Genomic DNA, 17,674 nt, shown 5'->3' on the forward strand with positions numbered 1-17,674 from the left:
GCGGGACATCTCTCATGCTGGGGCCAAGCAGAGCGGAGCCGCCATGAACACCCCCATCCTCGCCCTTATCACCGTCGCCATCGCCGGGGCCGCCGTGGCCCTGCAAACCCCGATCAACGCTGCCTTGGGCCGCAACATTGGCAGCGGGGTCGCTGCGGCGGCGGTGTCCTTTGGCGTCGGCTTTGCGATCCTGTTGGGGGTCTTGCTGCTGCGGGGCGAGTTGAGCGCCCTGCCCCGCGCGACCTCGGCCTCGCCCGTTTTGCTGCTGGGCGGGGTGTTGGGGGCCTTCTACGTCTGGTCGGTGCTTTGGGCGATCCCGACGCTGGGGGCGCTGACAGTGATCTCGGCGCTGATCCTCGGGCAGTTGAGCGCGGCGCTGGTGATCGATGCCACGGGGCTTTTGGGGCTGTCGGTGCAGGCCATCACCCCCACCCGCATTGCCGCCGCCGCGCTGGTGGCGGCGGGGCTGGTTTTATCGCGGTTCTGAAACTCAGATCGCGGTTTTGCGCATCTCTTCGAGATAGATTTCACGCAAACGGGGCGCAAGCTTGCCCGGCGTGCCGCTGCCGATCTTGGCGCCGTCGATCTCAACCACCGGCGTCACGAAAGCGCTGGCCGAGGTGACAAAAGCCTCATCCGCCTGCTGCGCCTCTTCGATGGTGAAGTTCCGCTCTTCCACCTGCATCTGCGCTTCGCGGGCCAGTTCCAGCACCGCCTTGCGGGTGATGCCGTGCAGGATGTCGTTCGAGGTCTCGCGCGTTACGATCTTGCCGTCCTTGACGATATAGGCGTTGTTCGACGTGCCTTCGGTCACAAAACCATCTTCGACCATCCAAGCGTCTTCGACACCGGCTTTCTTGGCCATCATCTTGCCCATCGACGGGTAGAGCAGCTGCACCGTTTTGATATCGCGGCGGCCCCAGCGGATGTCTTCGATGCTGATCACGCGGATGCCGTCACGGGCGGCGGGATTGTCGGCCAGCCCCGGCTTGGACTGGGTGAACAGCACCAGCGAGGGCGCGGTCGTCTCGGGGTCGGGGAAGGCGAAATCGCGGTCGCCATCCGACCCGCGCGTCACCTGAAGATAGATCAACCCGTCTTTGATGTCGTTGAGACGCACCAACTCGCGGTGAATTTCCAGCAGTTCTTCGGTCGTCGCAGGCGCGCGCATGTCAAGCTCGCTCATCGAGCGGGTCAGACGCTGGGCATGGCCGTCAAAGGCGATGAGCTTGCCATTCAGCACGCTCGTCACCTCATAGACCCCATCGGCCATCAGGAATCCCCGGTCAAAGATCGAGATCTTGGCCTGATCCTCGGGCAGGTATTCGCCGTTTACATAGACAGTTCGCATGGTCACCCCCAGAGCGCTGCGGCGGGGGGATGCACGCCCGCGCCGTCGAATTTCAAAGCATTGGCGCGGTCTTCGGCCAGAAGCAGCGGGCCGTCAAGGTCCACCACCTTCGCGCCTTGGGCGACCAGCGTCGCGGGTCCCATGGCCAGCGACGAGCCGACCATGCAGCCCACCATGACCTCAAACCCCTCGGCCCGCGCTGCATCGCGCAGCGCCAGCGCCTCGGTCAGCCCGCCGGTCTTGTCCAGTTTGATGTTCACCACATCGTATTTGCCCTTGAGGCCCGGCAGGCTGGCGCGGTCATGGCAGCTTTCATCCGCGCAGACGGGCACGGGGCGGTCCATCCCCAAAAGCGCGTCGTCTTCGCCAGCGGGCAGGGGCTGTTCGACCAGCGCCACACCCAGACGGAGCAGATGCGGGGCGAGGTCGGCATAGACCTCAGCCGACCAGCCCTCATTGGCGTCGATGATGATTGTGGCATCGGGCGCCCCGGCGCGCACCGCTTCGAGCCGCGGCATGTCATCGGGCGTGCCGAGCTTGATCTTCAGCAGTGGCCGATAGCTGTGTTTCGCCGCCTGCGCGCGCATTGCCTCGGGTTCGTCCAGCGAGAGGGTATAGGCCGTGATCTCCGGCCCCGGCGCGGTCAGCCCGGCCAACTCCCACACCCGCTTGCCTGCGCGTTTGGCCTCCAGATCCCACAGCGCGCAGTCGACCGCGTTGCGTGCGGCCCCGGCAGGCAGCAGATCATAGAGCGCTTGGCGGGTGATATCGCCCGGCAGGCCGTTGATTTCAGCCGTGACCGATTCGAGGGTCTCGTCATAGCGCGCGTAGGGCACGCATTCGCCCCAGCCGGTCACGCCGCCTTCGGTTACGCGGACGGTCAGCACCTTGGCCTCGGTCCGCGAGCCGCGGCTGATGGTAAAGACCTGCGCCAGTTTGAACGTATCTGCGGTAACGTCGATCTGCATGGTCACAGCGCCGCCAGCGCATCGGCCAGTCGCGCCGCCCCTTGGCGGAAGGGATCAACCGCAGGCAGGCCAAGACGCTCTTCAACCTCGGCCAGATAGGCATCCGCCTCGGCCTCGGACATGTGGTAGGTGTTGACCGAGATACCGACGACTTTGCAGTCTGGGTTCGGCACCTGCGCCAGCGTCAGCGCCATGTCGCGCACCGCTTCAAGGCTGGGCAGGCTGTATTCCGGCAAGCCGCGCATATGGGTCCGGGTCGGCTCATGGCACAGAATCAGCGCATCGGGCTGGCCGCCGTGGATCAGCGCCATGGTCACCCCGGAATAAGAGACGTGGAACAGGCTGCCCTGCCCTTCGATGATGTCCCAATGGTCATCGTCATTGGCGGGGGTGAGATATTCCACCGACCCGGCCATGAAATCGGCGATCACCGCATCCAGCGGCACGCCTTCGCCGGTGATCAGGATGCCGGTCTGGCCGGTGGCGCGGAAGGTGCTTTTCATGCCTTTCTCGCGCATCGCCTCGTCCAGCGCGAGGGCGGTGTACATTTTCCCGACCGAACAATCGGTGCCCACGGCCAGAACCCGTTTGCCGCTGCGTTTCTTACCGTCGGCGATCGGGTATTCGACGCTGGGCACGCGCACGTCATGCAATGTGGTGCCGTTCGCCTCGGCAGCCGCCACCAGATCGGCTTCGTTGCGCAGCAGGTTGTGCAGGCCCGAGGCGATGTCGAAGCCCATGTTCAGCGCCTCAATCAGCACCTCTTTCCATGCCGCGCTGATTTTACCGCCACGGTTGGCGACACCGATGACCAATGTCTCGGCCCCCGCCTCACGCGCTTCGGCCAGCGTCATGTCTTGCAGACCGAGATCGGCCTTGCAGCCCTCCATGCGGAACTGGCCGACCGCATTGTCGGGCCGCCAATCCTTGATACCTTGAGCGACCTTGGCGGACAGAGAGTCAGGCGCGTCGCCCAGAAAGAGCAGATAGGGGGTTTTGATCATGGCAAGCCTCCGGCATTGAATTTGTCCGCATATTGCGCGCGAGAATACGCAAGTGCGTGGCGTTGTCGACGCGTCTGCATGCAAATGCGCGGCATTTCCCGCGAATTACCGTTGGCTGCGCAAAATTCGTGCGCACCTTTCGTCGAAGGGCGGGCCTTTCGAAATGCTGCAACTGCGAAAACCTCCTTGCGATTGACGGCGCAATTTCATACCAGAATGAAGACACACGTTGAAATAATATTACCCATAGGTGCCCCATGAGCTTTCGCATTCAGCCTGCCGCCCCTGCCCGTCCGAACCGCTGCCAATTGTTCGGCCCCGGTTCCCGTCCGGCGATCTTTGAAAAGATGGCAGCGTCGGATGCCGATGTGATCAACCTCGACCTCGAAGACAGCGTGGCACCTTCGGACAAGGACAGCGCGCGCGCCAATATCATCAAGGCGATTTCCGAGATCGACTGGGGCAACAAGACGCTTTCGGTGCGGATCAACGGGCTGGACACGCCCTATTGGTATCGTGACGTGGTGGAACTGCTGGAGCAGGCCGGGCCGCGGCTTGACCAGATCATGATCCCCAAGGTGGGCTGCGCGGCGGATGTCTATGCCGTTGACGCGCTGGTGACGGCGGTCGAGACCGCCAAGGGCCGCGAGAAGAAGATCAGCTTTGAGGTCATCATCGAATCCGCTGCCGGTATCGCCCATGTGGAAGAGATCGCCGCGTCTTCCCCCCGCTTGCAGGCCATGTCGCTGGGGGCCGCCGATTTCGCCGCCTCCATGGGGATGCAGACCACCGGCATCGGCGGCACGCAGGAGAACTACTATATGCAGCGCGGCGAGCAGAAGCATTGGTCGGACCCGTGGCACTGGGCGCAGGCTGCCATCGTCGCCGCCTGCCGCACCCATGGCGTGCTGCCCGTCGACGGGCCTTTCGGCGATTTCTCGGACGACGAAGGTTTCCGGGCGCAGGCGCGCCGCTCGGCCACGTTGGGCATGGTCGGCAAATGGGCGATCCACCCCAAGCAGGTGGCGCTGAGCAACGAGGTGTTCACGCCGTCGGAAGAGGCTGTGGCCGAAGCGCGCGAAATCCTCGCCGCGATGGAAGAGGCCAAGGCCAAGGGCGAAGGGGCCACCGTCTATAAGGGGCGTTTGGTGGATATCGCCAGCATCAAACAGGCTGAGGTGATCGTGCGCCAGTCCGAGATGATCGCCGGGGGCTGAGCGCTTTTGGCAAGCCGCCGGGGGCCCTGCCCCCGGACCCCCGAGGGTATTTGAAAAAGGATGAAGAGGGAGGGGCGTGGGCTTGCCTGCCTTGCAAACCCGCGTTGCAAACCGGCGCGCGGCGCTCCATATACACAGGCAACAAGCCGGAGCATGCAATGACCCAATATCTGGATTTCGAAAAACCCCTGGCCGAGATCGAAGGCAAGGCGGAAGAGCTGCGGGCGTTGGCCCGGTCCAATGAAGAGATGGACATCACCGATGAGGCCCGCGCGCTGGATAAGAAAGCCGCCGGGATGCTCGAAGACCTCTATGGCTCTTTGACGCCTTGGCGGAAATGTCAGGTGGCGCGCCATCCGGAGCGGCCCCATTGCAAGGATTATATCGAGGCGCTTTTCACCGAGTTCACGCCTTTGGCCGGGGATCGAAACTTTGCCGATGATCTGGCCGTCATGGGCGGGTTGGCGCGGTTCAATGATACGCCTGTCGTGGTGATTGGCCATGAGAAGGGCAATGACACCAAGAGCCGGATCGAGCGCAATTTCGGCATGGCGCGGCCTGAGGGCTATCGCAAGGCGGTGCGGTTGATGGAACTGGCGGATAAGTTCAACCTGCCGGTGGTCACCATCGTCGACACGCCCGGCGCCTATCCCGGCAAGGGTGCCGAAGAGCGCGGCCAGTCCGAGGCGATTGCCCGTTCGACGGAGAAATGCCTGCAGATCGGCGTGCCTTTGGTCAGCGTGATTGTGGGCGAAGGCGGCTCTGGCGGGGCGGTGGCATTCGCCACGGCGAACCGTGTCGCGATGTTGGAGCATTCGGTTTATTCGGTGATCACGCCCGAAGGCTGTGCGTCGATCCTGTGGAAAGACAGCGAGAAGATGCGCGAGGCCGCCGAGCAGATGCGTCTGACGGCTGATGAGCTCAAGACGCTCGGCGTGATCGACCAGATCATCCCTGAGCCGATGGGGGGTGCGCATCGCCATGCCGAGGAATCGATCAAGGCCGTGGGCAAGTCGATCAAAGCGATGCTCAAGGAACTTGATGGCAAGGACGGCAAGACGCTGGTTCAGGAACGCCGGACCAAGTTCCTTGAGATGGGGCGCAAGGGGCTGGCGGCCTAAGCCAGCCGCCGCCGAAAACGCGGATCGGGCGTGATTTGATCGAAACCGGCGGCGCGGTAGAAACCCTGCGCGCGCCGGTTTTTTGTATCCGTGCCCACGGTGACATAGCTGCATCCTTGGCTCTGGGCGTGGTCCAGCGCCGCTTCGACCAGCGCGCGGCCAATGCCGCGCCCGCGGGCCGTGTCGCAGACGAAGAGGTGGTGCAGGTCCATCCCTCTTGCGCCAAATTGCAACTGCATCTGCGGGCAGAGCGCGGCATAGCCATGCAGGCCGGTGGCGCCTTCGGCCACCAGAAGGGTCACCCAGGGTGTGGGGCCGAAGCAGTCACGTTCCAGCGCGGCGCGCGTCACGGTGGCGGTGTCACCATGGCAGGCGGCCAGCGCGTGGGCCAGATCGAGCACCATCGGCAGGTCGGATTTCACGGCGGGTCGAATGGGGGGCATGTCGTCTCTTTCTGTGAGGCCACAGGGAGACAGGATAAGCCGCGCTGTGGCGGCTTGTGGGTATGGGAATGGGTGCCGCGCCGGTCAGGAGCGGGGGTAATAGACAGATGTGAAGCTGGTCTTTTCCATATGCCTTTGATGCGCCGCCGCTGCCTGACTGTCAAGCCATGGGCGGGATCAGCTGGCCAGCATGCGCAGCCCTTGGGTCACGTCCGAACGCACCGCCAGCCGCAGCCCCGGCTCATCGCCGGCGCGCAGGGCGGCGATGATCAGACGGTGGAAATGCGGCGGCTCGGTCCGGCGCAGGCGGCCATAGAGCGCGCGCATGGTGGGGCCGAGTTGCAGCCAGACCGTTTCTGCCATGGCGAGCATAGCGGGCGCTTGGGCACGCAGGTAGAGCGTGCGGTGAAATTCGAGATTGGTGCGGATATAGCTGACCGCATCGCGGTGGGCCACGGCCTCGGCAATATTGGTGTTGATCGTCTGCATCCGCTCGATCAGCGCCATATGGGCGCGTGGCAGGGCGCGAGAGGCAAGCTCGACCTCCAAGAGCGCGCGGAGGGCGGCCAACTCCTCGATCCGCTCGTTGCTGAGTTCGGGGGTGGAGATGCGCCCGGAGGTCGACATGGTCAGCGCCCCCTCTGCCGCCAGCCGCCGCACCGCTTCGCGCGCCGGGGTCATTGAGACCTCATATTCCTTGCCAATGCCGCGCAGGGTCAGCGCGTGACCGGGCGGCAGATCGCCATGCATGATCCGCGCGCGCAGGCGGCGGTAGACACGATCATGGGCCAGCGGCGTGGCCTCGACAGGGCGTGGAGTCAGGTTCATGATGCGGTTGTGATCACAAACCAGCCACCCGTCAAGCGCGGCATTTTGCAGCCAAGACGCGATCACCCGTTGTCGCGGGCCTTGCGGCGATTTATCGGAGGTCAAACTGCCTTAAGGAGACGCGCTGTGACCAAACGAAACTTCATCCGTCATGTGGTCTTTTTCTCAGCCAAGGACCCCAAGGACATTCCGACGATCGTGGCGGGGCTTTGGAAATTGGCCGACATTCCGCATTCGACGACTTTCGAGATCTGCGAAAACACCCGTGTCGATGCGCTGTCGGGGGATGTGGATGTGGTCGTCTATGCCGAATTCCCGGATGCCGAGGCGCTGACCGCCTATAAGGCGCATCCGATCTACCAGGAATCCATCGATATCGTGCGGCCCCTACGCGATATGCGCGTGCCTGCGGACTTTTAAGGCGCGCCATGGCTGGCCCGCGCGTTCTTTTCGACACTGGCCCGCTGGGGCACGGCACGGCCTTCACCGCGCCGCGGCGGATCATCAGTGCCGATACCCCGGCTGAGGTGCCTGCGGCCTTTGCAGCACTTGAAGCGGCGCAGGAAAGCGGCGCGTGGTTGGCAGGCTATGCGAGTTATGAGTTGGGCTATCTCGGCTCGCACAAGCTGCGCGAGTTGATGCCTGCGGCGCGCGGGCTGCCCCTGCTGCGTTTCGGCGTTTTTGATGCGCCCGAGGCCTATGGTTTTGCCGAAGATGCGGGTGATGCCAGCCTATCGGCGCTCACGCCGGATTGGGATTTTGCGCAGTATCAGGCCGCCTTTGCTGAGGTGCAGGACTTCATCAGCGCGGGGGACATCTATCAGGCCAATCTGACCTTCGGGATGGAGGGGCGCTATACCGGGACGCCAGCGGCGCTTTATGCCCGGCTGCGCCAGCGGCAAAGCGTGGCACATGGGGCTTTCGTCGATCTTGGCGGCCCTGTGCTGTTGTCACGCTCGCCGGAGTTGTTTTTCGCGCTCACCGCCGAGGGGCAGCTCACCGCCCGCCCGATGAAGGGCACGGCGCGGCGGGGGCGGGACGCTGGGGAGGACGCGAAGCTGCGCGGAGAGCTTGCGGCTTCGGAAAAGAACATGGCCGAGAACCTGATGATCGTGGACCTTTTGCGCAACGACATCAGCCGGATCGCGGAGGTGGGCAGTGTCGAGGTGCCGAAACTGTTCGAGATCGAGACCTATGAGACCCTGCATCAGATGACCTCGCGCATCACGGCGCAGGTCTTGCCGGGAAAGCGGCTGACCGACCTTTTTCACGCGCTCTTTCCCTGCGGCTCGATCACTGGCGCTCCCAAGATCCGCGCGATGCAGATCCTGCGCGCTTTGGAGCCGGCCCCGCGCGATGCCTATTGCGGGGCGGTGGGGTGGATCGCCCCCACGGGTGCGATGCAGTTCAATGTGGCGATCCGCACGGCGACCTGTCACCCAGAGGGGCGGCTGCGGCTGAACGTGGGCGGCGGCGTGGTGCATGACAGCACGGCCGAGGATGAATATGCCGAAGCGCTGCTGAAGGCGCGTTTCGCCACGCTCACCTAGAACCGGTAACGATGCAGCCCGCCGCCGTGGTCGCGCAGCCATTGGCGCGGCGCCTGATAATCGCCGTAGATCCGCGTGACCTCGGCCCAGAAGGCGGGGGAGTGGTTCATCTGCGCCAGATGCGCGACCTCATGGGCGGCGACATAGTCGAGCACCTCGGGCGGGGTCATAATCAGCCGCCAAGAGAACATCAGCGCCCCGTCGCTTGAACAAGACCCCCAGCGGGAGCGCGTGTCGCGCAGGGTGATGCGGGCATAGGGCTTGCCCAGTAGCGCGGCATAGTCGTCACAAGCCCCGGCGAGGCGGTCGCGCGCCACTTCGCGCAGGTGTGCGGCCAGACGTTTGCCCAGGCTTTCCTCCGGGCCGGGCACGAGGATCTCTTCGGGGCCGATCCGCACCCCCCTCCCCTGCCCGCCGCGCACGCGCAGCAGCTTGCCGCCTACCGGGAGTTCGGCCCCCGGGGCCACGATCACATCCTCGCCGCGCGCGGCGAGGTGTTGGCGAATCCAGTCCTGTTTGCTTTCGGCAAAGGCCAGCGCCTCACGCTCTGCCAGCCGTTTCGGCATGGTCAGGGTCACCCGTCCGTCCAATTGCGAGATGCGCAGTGAGATGCGCCGCGCGCGCGCCGAACGGCGCAGGATCAGCGGAATCGGCGGGTTGCCGGGCAGCACAGGGTCTTTCATTACCGGAGCAACGTCCCTAGATAGAGGCCAAAGCCTTTGACAGTGCCCCCCTCATATGGCACTTGGCCGGAATCATCTACACGCAACAGCAATATTATAAAGGGGTGTTTCATGCCCAACGAAGAATGGGGAACCAAGCGCCTGTGCCCCACTACGGGCAAGCGCTTCTATGACCTCAACAAGAATCCGATCATCAGCCCCTACACGGGCGAAGAGGTCGAGGTCGACAATTCCAAGTCGCGCATGATCGCGGCGGACGCCGAGGATGCGGTCACAGCCAAAGCCAAGAAGGGCGACAAGGTTGATGAGGAATCCTTGGTCGATGACGATGACGCGGTCGATGTGGATCTGGACGACGACATCCTCGACGATGACGACGATGATGACGATACAGTACCGCTCGACGACCTCGCCGATGTGGCGTCGGACGACGAAGATTAATTAATCGGCGGCGGGGTCAATTTTCCGCTTGATCCCGCCTCCGCCAGCGCCTAGACAGCGCCACAGAACGACCCGGATCACACGATCACGATCCACGATGGGGCCTTAGCTCAGCTGGGAGAGCGCCTGCATGGCATGCAGGAGGTCAGCGGTTCGATCCCGCTAGGCTCCACCAAGCCTTTTGCAAAGCAAAAGGCGTTGCGCGGCAGTCGCTTCGCAGAAGCGATGAGAGCGCAAACCCACCCTACTCAAAATCGGACAATGCTAGCGCCTAGCTGCATACGATGCGTCGCGATCGTTTCCTGAGGGTCATCGCCTTCCCGCGTGCAAGCGATGGCCCGGCGCCTGCGGCTGGTTTCCGGGCCCCGGGGGGGGCAACTTCAACCGATTAAAAAACCGCCCGCCGGATCAGGTTCAACCCCGCCACCATCAAGACCACCAAAGTCATCTTGCGAAACAGCACCGGATCGACCCGGTCCATCACCTTGCTGCCGAGCCAAACGCCCAGCATCACCGGTAGAATCAACAGCGCCGAGAAGGGCCAGGTCTGCGCGTTCAGAACGCCCGAGCCGATATGCGCGACGAGAAGCGCCACCGCGCCCAGCCCGTAGATCACCCCTTGGATCCGCATCTGATCATGTTTCGCGGTCCCGAGCGCGGTGAGATAGGCCACCGTGGGCGGCCCCCAGATGCCGGAAATCCCCCCAACGGCCCCGGCAAATCCGCCCACCAGCGCCTCGACCTTCGTCGACCGCTGGGCCAGATGAAACTGATGTTTCGACAGTTGCAGCAGCGCAAACAGCACCACCGGCACGCCGATCATCAGCAGCATCACGGTCGCCGGCACCAGTCGCACCATCTGGGCGGAGAGCACCAGCATCACGCCACCGCAGAGCAGGAACACCCAAAACAACTTGATCGACCGCAGCGCGGCCTGCGGCCCCTGCCGCAGCGCTTGGAAGGCATTGGCCAGCACCGTGGGCAAAATCAGCCCCGCCAATGCCAGATCGGGCGCCATGAAGGTCGTGAGACCGGAAATCAGCACCAGCGGCAGGGCAAAGCCCACCACGCCTTTGACGAAGCCACCGCAAAGACCGATTGCAAGTGCAGCATAAAATTCGAACGGGGTGAGAAAGGGGAAAATACTGTTCATACCGTTACATAGCACCCTCCTCCGGGGCCGCACGTCAAAAATGACTGCGCAAGATTAGAACAAAATGCCGCAGCAAAACGTATCTTTGTTGTGCTGCGACTGCGAAAGGTCTATGCCTGTCCCAAGCAAGAAAGGACAGCCCATGGCACATGACGGTCAGGACATGACGATGCATCGCGTAATTCTCGACGATCTGATCGGGCAGACCGGCGCGGCCCTGCTGCCGCTCGACCAATTGCTCGAAACCGCCACCGCCGCGGTCCGCGCGCAGGTGAGCGATGGCGACCGCGTGTCGGCCAAGCTGATCGAGGCTAACCAGACCGCCGCCCACGGGCTTGCTTGGCTCGCCACCTATGTCCAAGCCCTGCGTCAGATGCAGCTTTGGGCCGAGCGGCTGCAAAGTGAGGGGCGCTTTGGCGAGGTGGAGCAACTGCTGCACCAGATCGCCTTTGGCGAATACCTCTGCCAGATCCGCGGCGGCATCCAGATGAACCAAGGGGAGATGCTGCGCCTGCAAGATCTGGGGCTGAGCGCCGAGGATGAGGCCGCGCTCGACGATCCTGCGATCACCAGTCTGACCCGCGCGGGCAACACCCAAGCCGCGCGCAGCCGTCTGGTTGAACTGATGCAGGAACGCAACGCCGATGTGACATTCGGCGTCAGCGGACTGGACGAAGAGCTTGAAATGATCCGCGATCAGTTCCGCCGCTACGCGGTGGAAAAGGTCGAGCCGCACGCCCATGACTGGCACCTCAAGGATGAGCTGATCCCGATGGAGGTGATCGAGGAACTGGCCGAGATGGGCGTCTTCGGCCTGACCATCCCCGAAGAATACGGCGGGCTGGGCCTGACCAAAGCGTCGATGTGCGTGGTCAGCGAAGAGCTGTCGCGCGGCTACATCGGGGTCGGCTCGCTCGGCACCCGCTCGGAAATTGCCGCCGAACTGATCCTCTGCGGCGGCACCGAGGCGCAGAAAGAGAAATGGCTGCCCCGCATCGCCAGCGCCGAGACCCTGCCCACGGCGGTCTTTACCGAGCCGAACACCGGCTCCGACCTCGGCAGTCTGCGCACCCGTGCGGTCAAGGACGGGGACGACTACAAGGTGACCGGCAACAAGACATGGATCACCCATGCCGCGCGCACCCATGTGATGACCCTGCTGGCGCGCACCGATCCCGAAACCAGCGATCACCGCGGGTTGTCGATGTTCCTCGCCGAGAAAACGCCCGGCGATGATGCCAACCCCTTCCCCACCCCCGGCATGACTGGCGGTGAGATCGAGGTGCTGGGCTATCGTGGGATGAAGGAATACGAACTGGGTTTCGACGGTTTCGAGGTGAAGGGCGAGAACCTTCTCGGCGGCGAAGAGGGGCGCGGCTTTAAACAGCTGATGGAGACCTTCGAGAGCGCCCGCATCCAGACCGCCGCCCGCGCCATCGGCGTGGCGCAATCGGCGCTGGATATCTCGATGCAATACGCCCAAGACCGCAAGCAATTCGGCAAGGCACTGATCAACTTCCCCCGCGTCTCAGGCAAGCTGGCGATGATGGCGGTTGAGCTGATGGTGGCGCGGCAGCTGACCTATTACAGCGCCTTCGAGAAGGACGCCGGCCGCCGCTGCGACGTAGAGGCGGGCATGGCCAAACTGCTGGGCGCACGGGTCGCATGGGCGGCGGCCGACAACGGCTTGCAAATCCACGGCGGCAACGGTTTTGCTCTGGAGTACAAGATCAGCCGGGTGCTTTGCGACGCGCGGATCCTCAACATTTTTGAGGGCGCCGCCGAGATTCAGGCGCAGGTTATTGCCCGCCGCCTTCTGGGCTGATCTGCCGGGGTTGCAAGCGCTGCCGATGTCAGGGACATAGGCGGCGCTTCACTCCAAAGGACAGCCCATGCGCAGCTTTCTGATCCTCGCCGCCCTCAGCGCCCTGCCGCAATGCCAAGGCGATGAAACCGTCCGTGCCTATGGCGCGGGCGACAAGACATGGCATCTGGTGAAGTTGGACGGCAAGCCCTTCGATGCCCGCGCGACCCTGACCTTCCCCGAGACCGGCAAGATCGCCGGGCTGGCCCCCTGCAACGCCTATAGCGCCGCGATGACGGTGCCCTACCCGTGGTTCGACACCGGCCATATCGCCGTCACCCGCCGCGCCTGCCCCGACCTTGCGGGCGAGACGGCGTTCCTCGATGCGCTGACAGAGGTGACCATTTCAGACGTGCTGGGCGACACGATGATCTTGTCGGACGACAGCGGCGAACGTCTGGTTTTCAAAGCCGCCGACTAAAGGCCTCGACAAAGCGCGCGCGGGCTTCCGGCAGGGGTTTGCCGCCCAAGTCCCGCGCCAGATGCACGGTCAGGAAATGCCCCGTCGTCCGCAGCCCCTGCGCCACCTCAGCATCATTGCCCGCCCCGCCGCGCAGCACGGGCGGCAGGGGCAAGAGCCGATCCGCCCACTCCCCCGCCCCCTTGGCCGAGACCGCGCGCCCGGTCTTGGGAGAGACATAGATCAGCCCCTCGGTCGCCCCCGTCACCGCGCAGGCGTCGAGGTCGAGCGCATAGCCCATTTCCTCCAAAAGGCGCAGCTCCCACTTGAGGTAGGCCAGCGGCCAGACATCGCCCTGCCCCAGCATATCCAACAGCGCCTCGGTGCGCCGATAAAGCGCCGGATGCGGCTCGCGTTCGGGCAGGCAAAAGGCCAAGAGCGCGGTGACCGCGTTCAGCCCCGCCAGTGCCAGACGGTCCTGCATTGCCACGGCGGCACGGCTGCGCAAAGGCTCGACGGTGAAGGCGCCGATGTGGTCCTCCAGCCGCGCGCGCCATGCCACGTCAAGCTGCGCGCCGGGTTGCAGACTGGGGGCGATCTTGCGGCTGGTGCCGCCGCGGACGATGCCAGCGTGGCGGCCTTGGGCGGGGGTGAAGACCTCAATGATGGCGGAGGTCTCGCCATGTCGCCGCGCGCTCAGCAGGATGCCCTGATCGCGCCATTCCATCAGGCGAGCCCCGGTTCGTCCAGAAGGTGCCGCCCGGCGCGGTCCTCGACCTCGATCACCCAGAGGTCGGGATCGAAGCTGCGTTGGCGGGTAACGGTGGCATCGACCTCAGGTTCGTCGCCCGCGGCCAGTTCGACCCACTTACGCGCGCCGCTCATCAGATCGAAAGAACGCTGGAACAGCACCGCGCGGCCATCGAGCGTTGCCAGCTTCACCAGCACCGCGCCGCCGGTGTCATCGCCATGGGCGACCACGAAAGCGGGGATGTCCTGCAACCTGAGCCGCGCGAGATAGGCATCGACCCAGAAGCGCGCGGTCAGGCGGGCCATGGCAGACCTTTGGCGTCAGTCATTGCCATCTTTGAAATCCAGGCCCATCTCGGAATAGCGCTCGGCCTCTTCCAGCCAATTGGCGCGGACTTTCACCTGCAGGAACAGATGCACCTTGCGGCCGAGGAACTCTTCGAGTTCCTCTCGGGCGGCCTTGCCCACGGCCTTGATCGTCTCGCCTTTGTTGCCCAGCACGATGCCCTTGTGGCCGTCGCGAACGACATAGACCAGCTGGTCGATCCGGGCCGAGCCGTCCTTGCGCTCTTCCCAGTTCTCGGTCTCGACGGTGAGCTGGTAGGGCAGTTCCTGATGTAGGCGCAGGGTCAGTTTCTCGCGCGTGATCTCAGCGGCGATGTTGCGCATCGGCAGGTCGGCGATCTGGTCTTCGGGGTAGAGCCACGGGCCTTCCGGCACCTCGCCCGCCAGCCATTCGCGCAGGGTATCGGTGCCGTGACCGCGCTCGGCGGAGATCATGAAGGTTTCGGCAAACTCAAACCGCTCGTTCATCTTCTCGGCCAGCCCCAGCAGCACCGGCGCCTCGACGCGGTCGATCTTGTTGATCGCCAGCGCCACGCGGCGGCCTTTGGCGATGTTGCCGAGCTCTTCGAGGATGCGCTCCACGCCCTCGGTCACGCCGCGGTGCGCCTCGATCAGCAGCACGATCACGTCGGCATCCGCGGCCCCGCCCCAAGCGGCGGCGACCATGGCGCGGTCCAGCCTACGGCGCGGCTGGAAGAGGCCCGGCGTGTCGACGAAGACCAGTTGCGCATCGCCCTCCATCGCCACGCCGCGGATGCGGGCGCGGGTGGTCTGGACCTTATGTGTCACGATCGAGACCTTGGCCCCGACCATGCGGTTCAGCAGGGTGGATTTGCCCGCGTTGGGCTCTCCGATCAGGGCGACGAATCCGGCACGGGTGGTCATGTATTGCTCTCCAATTGCCGCAGCAGCGTGCTGGCGGCCGCCTGTTCGGCGGCGCGTTTCGACGGCGCGGTGGCGGCGGCCTCGGCCCCGTTGTCCAACCGCGCGGTAATGGTAAAGACGGGCGCGTGATCCGGGCCGCTGCGCCCGGTCTGCACATAGCGCGGCGGGTTCAGCCCGCGCGCCTGCGCCCATTCCTGCAGCGCCGTCTTGGCGTCGCGCGCGTCTTCCTTGACGGTTTTAAGGCGGTCACCCCAGAGCCGCAGCACGAGGTCTTTGGCAGCGTCAAAACCACCGTCGAGATAGACCGCGGCGATCACCGCCTCGATCGCATCGCCCAAAAGCGCCTGTTTGCGCCGCCCGCCCGAGATCATCTCGGACCGACCGAGCTTGAGCACCTTGCCCAGATCAATCTCACGCGCCACATCGGCGCAGGTTTCCTTGCGTACCAATGCGTTGAAACGGGGGGCCAACTGGCCTTCGCTGGCGCCGGGATCAAGCGCCAGCAGCGCTTCGGCCATGACAAGGCCCAGCACCCGGTCGCCCAGAAACTCCAACCGCTGGTTGTCGTCGCGGTTGGCCGAGGACATGGAGGCGTGCGTCACCGCGCGCACCAGCAGCTCCGGCTTGGCAAAGTGATGGCCAATCCGCGTCTCGAAGGCTTTGAGGTCTCCGCTCAGCTTCATCTGACAGCTTCAAAGAAGCGGTCGCCGCGCCATGTCCAGAAGAACAGCATCGAACGCCCGGCAGAGCTGAACATGATGCGATCCGCGCGGCCAATGAGGTTTTCGAACGGCACGAAACCCACGCCCCCGGCGCGCTGCGCCAGACGGCTGTCGGCAGAGTTGTCGCGGTTGTCGCCCATGAAGAAGTAATGCCCCTCGGGCACGGTATAGACGCCTGTGTTGTCCGACTGCTGATTGGTGATGTTCAGGGTCGGGTAGGACACGCCATTGGGCAGGGTTTCGATCTGGCGGCTCTTTTCGCAGGTCGCCCCTTGGCCCACGGGGCCGTTTTCGCAGCGCGGGCGCAGTTGTTGCGGGCCTTGGGGGGCCATGACCTCTTCAAACGTGCCGGCATCTTCGACCTCGACCGGGGTGCCGTTCAGGCTGATGACACCGTTTTTGATCTGCACCTTGTCCCCCGGCAGGCCAATCAGGCGCTTGATATAGTCGCGGCCCGAGACAGGGTGACGGAAGACGACCACATCGCCGCGCTCAGGCTCAGAACCGAAGAGGCGCTCGTTATCCCCATCAAAGACTCCGCAGACATCCTTGGCGTCAATCTCGATCCCGACACCGGGCAGCATCAGGCTGGGGCAAGAGGCGTAGGAATAGCCGTAGGCCATCTTGTTCACGAAGAGGAAATCACCGATCAGCAGCGTCTCTTTCATGGAGCCTGAGGGGATCCAGAAGGGCTGGAAGAACAGGGTCCGAAAGACACCGGCGATCAGCAGCGCCCAAAAGATTGTCTTGATGGTTTCGACAAAGGCGTTGCCGGTTTTTTCCTTAGCGGCCATGCGGCGCTCCTGACATATAGGTTTGGGGTTACATGCGGGGCCGTGCGGGCCAAGTCAAGTGACGCGGGGCCGGATCGGCCTGCCCCGCGTGCATATGACGCGAAACGGCGGGGTGCGCCAGTCTATGCAGCCTAATCGGCAAGAGGGCGCGCTTCGATCACCACGAAAGCCTGCGCCCAAGGGTGATCGTCGGTCAGGGTGACATGGATGATCGCCTCATGCCCCGGCGGGGTCATCGCGGCGAGACGGTCCGCGGCCCAGCCCGTGACCTCCATCACCGGCTGACCGCTGCGCAGATTGCTCACCGCCATGTCGCGCCAAGCGATGCCCATGCGCAGCCCGGTGCCAAGCGCCTTTGAACATGCCTCTTTCGCAGCCCAGCGTTTGGCATAGGTGCCCGCCACATCATGGCGGCGCTCGGCCTTGCGTTGCTCCACCTCGGTGAACACCCGGTTGCGAAACCGGTCGCCAAAACGGTCGAGCGTGCCTTGGATACGCTCGATATTTGCCAGATCAGTGCCGATGCCGAGGATCATTGAGTGCCATTCTTGCCGCGTGACGGGGCCGATGGCCCTTTGCCCTCAATAGATCACGCGGCGAAAGCGAGGAAAAGCGGCAATCCGACGCGAAAACGCCGCCCCGCAGGAACGGGACGGCGTTGAACCTACCACAAGGCGCGGCGCTTAGGCTGCGACGTGGCGCGCCTTCTCGGCTTTCGCCTCGTCGATGGCGCGCTGAACGGCGGCGCGCTGTTCGGTCAGGAACTCATAGCCGGGGCGGCCAGCAGTGGCTTTGATCGCATCGTCGTAGTTTTCGACCAATGCGGATTCGCCGTTGATGATCTCGTCATAGACAGCTTCGTTGTCGCCGGTCACTGCGTCGCGCAGCTTCAGCCAACCGCGGTGAGCCGATGCGGCGGCAGAGCCTTCTTCGGATACATCCACGCCGTCGACGCCAAGCTGGCGGTGCAGTTCTGTGTGGAACTTCTCACGTTCCGCGATGCGCTGGTCGAAGAAGCCGACAAAAGCCGCTTCGTCCGAGACCTGCTTGCGGGATTCACGATAGCCGTCGCGGCTGTCGATCAGGCGGGTGTGCAGTTTCTTCAGCGTGTCGATATGGTCGCTCATTGGTGCCTCCTTAGGTTTGTTAACCAGT

Annotated in this window: 22 protein-coding genes and 1 tRNA gene; 9 read left to right on the plus strand and 14 right to left on the minus strand. The window is 64.0% G+C overall.

Translation table 11 applies throughout. The annotated features are described in order from the left end of the window. Nucleotides 1-43: 43 nt before the first annotated feature. Nucleotides 44-487: a DMT family transporter gene (locus FCK22_RS03440; protein WP_067264528.1), complete on the plus strand. Its 444-nt coding sequence runs from the start codon at nucleotides 44-46 to the stop codon at nucleotides 485-487. A gap of 3 nt (nucleotides 488-490) precedes the next feature. On the opposite strand, the gene FCK22_RS03445 is transcribed toward FCK22_RS03440, so the two are convergent. From FCK22_RS03445 to dgcN, 3 genes are read right to left on the minus strand one after another with little or no spacing between them, the layout of a single operon-like run. Further along, nucleotides 491-1,351, minus strand: a complete 861-nt coding sequence (locus FCK22_RS03445) for a D-amino-acid transaminase (RefSeq protein WP_067264531.1) — start codon at nucleotides 1,349-1,351, stop codon at nucleotides 491-493. Between the two features lie 2 nt (nucleotides 1,352-1,353). Then, entirely contained in the window at nucleotides 1,354-2,319 is a 966-nt protein-coding gene (gene dgcA / locus FCK22_RS03450; protein ID WP_067264650.1) for an N-acetyl-D-Glu racemase DgcA, read from the minus strand. 2 nt (nucleotides 2,320-2,321) lie between these two features. Then, entirely contained in the window at nucleotides 2,322-3,323 is a 1,002-nt protein-coding gene (gene dgcN, locus FCK22_RS03455; protein ID WP_067264538.1) for an N-acetyltransferase DgcN, read from the minus strand. 257 nt (nucleotides 3,324-3,580) lie between these two features. On the opposite strand from dgcN, the gene FCK22_RS03460 reads away from it, so the two are divergent. Together FCK22_RS03460 and FCK22_RS03465 are read left to right on the plus strand one after the other, a co-directional pair. Next, nucleotides 3,581-4,540, plus strand: coding sequence for an L-malyl-CoA/beta-methylmalyl-CoA lyase (locus FCK22_RS03460; RefSeq protein ID WP_067264541.1), 960 nt, complete (start codon nucleotides 3,581-3,583; stop codon nucleotides 4,538-4,540). A 158-nt stretch (nucleotides 4,541-4,698) separates the two neighbouring features. After that, nucleotides 4,699-5,661: an acetyl-CoA carboxylase carboxyltransferase subunit alpha gene (locus FCK22_RS03465; RefSeq protein WP_067264544.1), complete on the plus strand. Its 963-nt coding sequence runs from the start codon at nucleotides 4,699-4,701 to the stop codon at nucleotides 5,659-5,661. On the opposite strand, the gene FCK22_RS03470 is transcribed toward FCK22_RS03465, so the two are convergent. Both FCK22_RS03470 and FCK22_RS03475 read right to left on the minus strand, forming a co-directional pair. Continuing rightward, complete coding sequence (locus FCK22_RS03470) at nucleotides 5,658-6,104, minus strand: GNAT family N-acetyltransferase (RefSeq protein WP_067264547.1); 447 nt, start codon at nucleotides 6,102-6,104, stop codon at nucleotides 5,658-5,660. The genes FCK22_RS03465 and FCK22_RS03470 overlap by 4 nt on opposite strands. Nucleotides 6,105-6,281: 177 nt before the next feature. Continuing rightward, a complete protein-coding gene (locus FCK22_RS03475; RefSeq protein WP_067264652.1) occupies nucleotides 6,282-6,932 on the minus strand; it encodes a GntR family transcriptional regulator in 651 nt (216 codons plus the stop codon). A 126-nt stretch (nucleotides 6,933-7,058) separates the two neighbouring features. Between FCK22_RS03475 and FCK22_RS03480 the strand changes: the two genes are divergently transcribed. Continuing rightward, complete coding sequence (locus FCK22_RS03480; protein ID WP_067264550.1) at nucleotides 7,059-7,352, plus strand: Dabb family protein; 294 nt, start codon at nucleotides 7,059-7,061, stop codon at nucleotides 7,350-7,352. Between the two features lie 8 nt (nucleotides 7,353-7,360). Continuing rightward, a complete protein-coding gene (locus FCK22_RS03485) occupies nucleotides 7,361-8,482 on the plus strand; it encodes an aminodeoxychorismate synthase component I (protein ID WP_067264554.1) in 1,122 nt (373 codons plus the stop codon). Here FCK22_RS03485 and FCK22_RS03490 read toward each other — a convergent pair. After that, nucleotides 8,479-9,165, minus strand: a complete 687-nt coding sequence (locus FCK22_RS03490) for a SprT family zinc-dependent metalloprotease (protein WP_067264558.1) — start codon at nucleotides 9,163-9,165, stop codon at nucleotides 8,479-8,481. The two genes, FCK22_RS03485 and FCK22_RS03490, sit on opposite strands and share 4 nt — an antisense overlap. Before the next feature lie 111 nt (nucleotides 9,166-9,276). On the opposite strand from FCK22_RS03490, the gene FCK22_RS03495 reads away from it, so the two are divergent. Beyond that, complete coding sequence (locus FCK22_RS03495) at nucleotides 9,277-9,606, plus strand: TIGR02300 family protein (RefSeq protein WP_067264560.1); 330 nt, start codon at nucleotides 9,277-9,279, stop codon at nucleotides 9,604-9,606. Nucleotides 9,607-9,705: 99 nt separating this feature from the next. After that, nucleotides 9,706-9,781 (plus strand) — tRNA-Ala (locus FCK22_RS03500). A 213-nt stretch (nucleotides 9,782-9,994) separates the two neighbouring features. Here the strand turns inward: FCK22_RS03500 and FCK22_RS03505 are convergent. After that, nucleotides 9,995-10,759, minus strand: coding sequence for a sulfite exporter TauE/SafE family protein (locus FCK22_RS03505; protein WP_067264563.1), 765 nt, complete (start codon nucleotides 10,757-10,759; stop codon nucleotides 9,995-9,997). Nucleotides 10,760-10,901: 142 nt separating this feature from the next. Between FCK22_RS03505 and FCK22_RS03510 the strand changes: the two genes are divergently transcribed. Beyond that, nucleotides 10,902-12,584 (plus strand): acyl-CoA dehydrogenase family protein, encoded by a 1,683-nt coding sequence (locus tag FCK22_RS03510; RefSeq protein ID WP_067264565.1) that lies wholly within the window; start codon nucleotides 10,902-10,904, stop codon nucleotides 12,582-12,584. A 67-nt stretch (nucleotides 12,585-12,651) separates the two neighbouring features. Continuing rightward, nucleotides 12,652-13,044, plus strand: coding sequence for an META domain-containing protein (locus FCK22_RS03515; RefSeq protein WP_067264568.1), 393 nt, complete (start codon nucleotides 12,652-12,654; stop codon nucleotides 13,042-13,044). On the opposite strand, the gene recO is transcribed toward FCK22_RS03515, so the two are convergent. The 7 genes from recO to FCK22_RS03550 all read right to left on the minus strand — a co-directional run bounded on the left by recO (nucleotide 13,028) and on the right by FCK22_RS03550 (nucleotide 17,646). Beyond that, nucleotides 13,028-13,750, minus strand: coding sequence for a DNA repair protein RecO (gene recO / locus FCK22_RS03520; protein WP_067264572.1), 723 nt, complete (start codon nucleotides 13,748-13,750; stop codon nucleotides 13,028-13,030). The two genes, FCK22_RS03515 and recO, sit on opposite strands and share 17 nt — an antisense overlap. Further along, complete coding sequence (locus FCK22_RS03525; RefSeq protein WP_067264577.1) at nucleotides 13,750-14,079, minus strand: DUF1491 family protein; 330 nt, start codon at nucleotides 14,077-14,079, stop codon at nucleotides 13,750-13,752. The genes recO and FCK22_RS03525 overlap by 1 nt, the downstream gene beginning before the upstream one ends. A gap of 15 nt (nucleotides 14,080-14,094) precedes the next feature. Beyond that, nucleotides 14,095-15,003, minus strand: coding sequence for a GTPase Era (gene era / locus FCK22_RS03530; RefSeq protein WP_067264580.1), 909 nt, complete (start codon nucleotides 15,001-15,003; stop codon nucleotides 14,095-14,097). Further along, nucleotides 15,000-15,686, minus strand: a complete 687-nt coding sequence (rnc, locus tag FCK22_RS03535; RefSeq protein ID WP_067264583.1) for a ribonuclease III — start codon at nucleotides 15,684-15,686, stop codon at nucleotides 15,000-15,002. Before rnc ends, era begins: the two co-directional genes overlap by 4 nt. After that, entirely contained in the window at nucleotides 15,683-16,519 is an 837-nt protein-coding gene (gene lepB / locus FCK22_RS03540; RefSeq protein ID WP_067264586.1) for a signal peptidase I, read from the minus strand. Before lepB ends, rnc begins: the two co-directional genes overlap by 4 nt. A 131-nt stretch (nucleotides 16,520-16,650) precedes the next feature. Then, nucleotides 16,651-17,055: a holo-ACP synthase gene (gene acpS, locus FCK22_RS03545; RefSeq protein WP_067264589.1), complete on the minus strand. Its 405-nt coding sequence runs from the start codon at nucleotides 17,053-17,055 to the stop codon at nucleotides 16,651-16,653. 147 nt (nucleotides 17,056-17,202) lie between these two features. Next, a complete protein-coding gene (locus FCK22_RS03550) occupies nucleotides 17,203-17,646 on the minus strand; it encodes a PA2169 family four-helix-bundle protein (protein ID WP_067264591.1) in 444 nt (147 codons plus the stop codon). Nucleotides 17,647-17,674 lie beyond the last annotated feature (28 nt).

Origin of the sequence: Sulfitobacter sp. 15WGC (assembly GCF_005068605.1) — a bacterium.
Taxonomy (GTDB): Bacteria; Pseudomonadota; Alphaproteobacteria; order Rhodobacterales; family Rhodobacteraceae; genus Sulfitobacter; species Sulfitobacter faviae.

Coding starts and splice junctions, on each gene's coding strand:
- lepB (WP_067264586.1), bottom strand. CDS start 16,519: ATGGCCGCTAAGGAAAAAACCGGCAACGCCTTTGTCGAAACCATCAAG.
- era (WP_067264580.1), bottom strand. CDS start 15,003: ATGACCACCCGTGCCGGATTCGTCGCCCTGATCGGAGAGCCCAACGCG.
- FCK22_RS03510 (WP_067264565.1), top strand. CDS start 10,902: ATGGCACATGACGGTCAGGACATGACGATGCATCGCGTAATTCTCGAC.
- dgcN (WP_067264538.1), bottom strand. CDS start 3,323: ATGATCAAAACCCCCTATCTGCTCTTTCTGGGCGACGCGCCTGACTCT.
- FCK22_RS03490 (WP_067264558.1), bottom strand. CDS start 9,165: ATGAAAGACCCTGTGCTGCCCGGCAACCCGCCGATTCCGCTGATCCTG.
- FCK22_RS03485 (WP_067264554.1), top strand. CDS start 7,361: ATGGCTGGCCCGCGCGTTCTTTTCGACACTGGCCCGCTGGGGCACGGC.
- FCK22_RS03550 (WP_067264591.1), bottom strand. CDS start 17,646: ATGAGCGACCATATCGACACGCTGAAGAAACTGCACACCCGCCTGATC.
- rnc (WP_067264583.1), bottom strand. CDS start 15,686: ATGAAGCTGAGCGGAGACCTCAAAGCCTTCGAGACGCGGATTGGCCAT.
- FCK22_RS03495 (WP_067264560.1), top strand. CDS start 9,277: ATGCCCAACGAAGAATGGGGAACCAAGCGCCTGTGCCCCACTACGGGC.
- acpS (WP_067264589.1), bottom strand. CDS start 17,055: ATGATCCTCGGCATCGGCACTGATCTGGCAAATATCGAGCGTATCCAA.
- FCK22_RS03475 (WP_067264652.1), bottom strand. CDS start 6,932: ATGAACCTGACTCCACGCCCTGTCGAGGCCACGCCGCTGGCCCATGAT.
- dgcA (WP_067264650.1), bottom strand. CDS start 2,319: ATGCAGATCGACGTTACCGCAGATACGTTCAAACTGGCGCAGGTCTTT.
- FCK22_RS03505 (WP_067264563.1), bottom strand. CDS start 10,759: ATGAACAGTATTTTCCCCTTTCTCACCCCGTTCGAATTTTATGCTGCA.
- FCK22_RS03445 (WP_067264531.1), bottom strand. CDS start 1,351: ATGCGAACTGTCTATGTAAACGGCGAATACCTGCCCGAGGATCAGGCC.
- FCK22_RS03440 (WP_067264528.1), top strand. CDS start 44: ATGAACACCCCCATCCTCGCCCTTATCACCGTCGCCATCGCCGGGGCC.
- FCK22_RS03470 (WP_067264547.1), bottom strand. CDS start 6,104: ATGCCCCCCATTCGACCCGCCGTGAAATCCGACCTGCCGATGGTGCTC.
- recO (WP_067264572.1), bottom strand. CDS start 13,750: ATGGAATGGCGCGATCAGGGCATCCTGCTGAGCGCGCGGCGACATGGC.
- FCK22_RS03515 (WP_067264568.1), top strand. CDS start 12,652: ATGCGCAGCTTTCTGATCCTCGCCGCCCTCAGCGCCCTGCCGCAATGC.
- FCK22_RS03460 (WP_067264541.1), top strand. CDS start 3,581: ATGAGCTTTCGCATTCAGCCTGCCGCCCCTGCCCGTCCGAACCGCTGC.
- FCK22_RS03525 (WP_067264577.1), bottom strand. CDS start 14,079: ATGGCCCGCCTGACCGCGCGCTTCTGGGTCGATGCCTATCTCGCGCGG.
- FCK22_RS03465 (WP_067264544.1), top strand. CDS start 4,699: ATGACCCAATATCTGGATTTCGAAAAACCCCTGGCCGAGATCGAAGGC.